This is a genomic window from Daejeonella sp., from assembly GCF_049655485.1.
In the GTDB taxonomy this organism is placed as follows: domain Bacteria; phylum Bacteroidota; class Bacteroidia; order Sphingobacteriales; family Sphingobacteriaceae; genus Daejeonella.
Window position 1 is genome coordinate 1 of record NZ_JBASJU010000371.1, and the last position, 2,482, is coordinate 2,482.

2 protein-coding genes and 1 pseudogene are annotated in these 2,482 nt (G+C 36.3%); all 3 read left to right on the forward strand.

What is annotated here, in order from left to right:
- Positions 1-45: 45 nt before the first annotated feature.
- Positions 46-699: a hypothetical protein gene (locus WBJ10_RS15330; RefSeq protein ID WP_424291842.1), complete on the forward strand. Its 654-nt coding sequence runs from the start codon at positions 46-48 to the stop codon at positions 697-699.
- 262 nt (positions 700-961) lie between these two features.
- Complete coding sequence (locus WBJ10_RS15335) at positions 962-2,155, forward strand: SIR2 family protein (protein ID WP_424291844.1); 1,194 nt, start codon at positions 962-964, stop codon at positions 2,153-2,155.
- Positions 2,152-2,482: pseudogene (locus tag WBJ10_RS15340) on the forward strand (ATP-binding protein); the annotation flags it as partial. The gene WBJ10_RS15335 and the pseudogene WBJ10_RS15340, both read left to right, overlap by 4 nt.

Here is a 2,482-nt window from a genome sequence, read left to right on the forward strand (position 1 = left end):
GAACATTAACTAACCTCATTATTTACACCTACACAAATTAAAATTATGAAATTAAAATTCTTAGTACTTGCTTCTATCATCCTTTTAAATACATTAACTCTTCGTGCCCAATGGGGTGAATCAGCAAAACAGATATTTGAAAGCCCGAAGCTCAAAAGCGAAGTTACAACCCATAAGTTAGTGGCTATACTTCCATTTTCTGTGAGTCTTACTTACCGGAAACAACCCAAAAACTTTAGTGCCGACGCGAACAATCAGCAGGAAGTAAAGATGGCAACATCCATCCAGTCAAGTATGTACACCTTCCTGTTGCGCAAGGCGAAAGATTATTCCGTTACATTTCAGGACGTCGAAAAAACGAATATTCTATTGAAAAAGGCCGGCATGTTTGAAAAGATGGACCAGTTTACCAAAGATGAGGTTGCTAAAGTTCTTGGCGTCGACGCCGTCCTTGGTGGACGTTTTGAACAAGAGCAAACCAAATCTGATGGTGTAGCACTTGCCAGTGCAGTTTTACTTGGAGGTTTCGGCGGTAAGACGGGATCTGCCAGCACCTTTCTAACGCTAAATAACGGTCCTGATGGCGAATTGCTTTGGCGCTTTTTCAAGGCTATGGATGATGGGCTTGGCACTTCTACGGATGATTTGGTGGAAAGGATGATGAGGAAGGTGTCGAGGAATTTTCCGTATGAGAAGTAGGGGAGTTCTGCACTAATGTAAAGTTAATCTAAGGTAGGCTTTGTCTGATTTTGTCTGGCATATTTACAAGTTAGCGGTCATTCTAAGGACGACAGTGCAACCATTAAAAAGACAGACAAAAATGAAAAGTCAAGCCAACGCTTCAACAAAAATAAAAGAGGTGCAACACTGCCCGCAAGCCCACACACAGTTGCAACACCTTTATTTTTGCCCTACCGCACAAGGACAACAATAATCATATTCACAAGACAGAGAAACATCAATGGAAAAAATAAACGTAATAAGAGAAGTTAGAGAATTAAAGACACATTTATCATACTCGAAAAATGTTGGTTTCTTTTTTGGTGCGGGAACATCTTGTGCATTGAAAATTCCAAATGTTGAGCAACTCACAACAGGCATTGAAGCAAAATTGACTGGTGACTTTCTTGGGAATTTTAAAATTGTGAAAGCCGATTTAGAAACCGCAATTACAGACCGTAAGATAAATATTGAAGATATATTAAATCATATTCGTAGAATAAGAGAGATTACAGGCGAAAAAGACAATAAAAAATATGAGGGAGTAACGGGAGAATCAGCAAAGTTGCTTGACAAAGAAATATGCACAATCATTTACGACATCATAGCAGAAAAAGAAGCCCAAGCTGACATTGAAAAAACGAAAAAGTTTTTTGCTTGGCTTAGCCTTTTAAATCGTGATTTCTCTAAAGAAGTCTTTACTACTAATTATGACCTAATAATTGAAAAATCATTAGAAGCAAGCCAAATACCCTACTTTGATGGTTTTGTTGGCTCTTACGAGCCTTTCTTTTGGCAAGAAAGCATTGACCAGTTTGTAAATAAAAAAGACTTAACTCAAAACTGGATTAGACTTTGGAAAATCCACGGTTCATTAAGTTGGTTTTGGAAATTAGACCCGAAAACAAAGTCGCAAAAAATTATCCGAATTGGTAAAATTGAAAACATCAAAAAGGAGGAAAATGAGTTAGTAATTTATCCATCGAAAGAGAAATATGATTCATCAAAAAAACAACCATTCATTGCTTATTTCGACCGGCTTAAAAATTATCTCTTAAGTGGTGAGTTATTATTTGTATTCACAGGTTACTCTTTTTCTGACCAACACAGAAACGAAATTATATTCAACTGTTTAAGACAAAATAATCGCCTAACAGCCTTAGTTTTTTTCTTCCAAGATTCAGAAGTAGAAAGTTTGCACAAACAAACTTCGTCTTATATGAATCTTAATGTTTTCGGCCCTAAAAAAGCAATAATAAACGGAAACCTTGGAGAATGGGAATACATTTCAACTGACCTAAAACCTAATGAAAAGGCTGATTCTTATTGGGATGAAACAGACGGTAAATTTAAACTTGGCGACTTTAATGAACTTGTAAATTTCCTTATTTCTAATTCAGGGAAAAAGGAAGCAATAGATACAATCGTAAAATGAAAACCGAAATAACATATTTAGGACATATCATTCGTGTTGATTCGGGAACTGTTGAAGTCGAAGTATCTAACGATATTCCATCGGCGGCACCTATCATCAACGGAAGACTTTACAAAATAGGACAAATCGGAACTTTCGTTAAAATTCCAATCGGCAATATTACAATTTATGGAATTGTCTCTTCCGTAAGCAACACTCCAAACAAAACAGACGAAGCATTTCTAAAGTATAATTTTGGTTCACGATTTTTGACTGTTCAACTGGTTGGAGAGAAAATTGGTGACGATGATTTTGAAAAAGGTATTGGAACTTATCCAACTATAAATG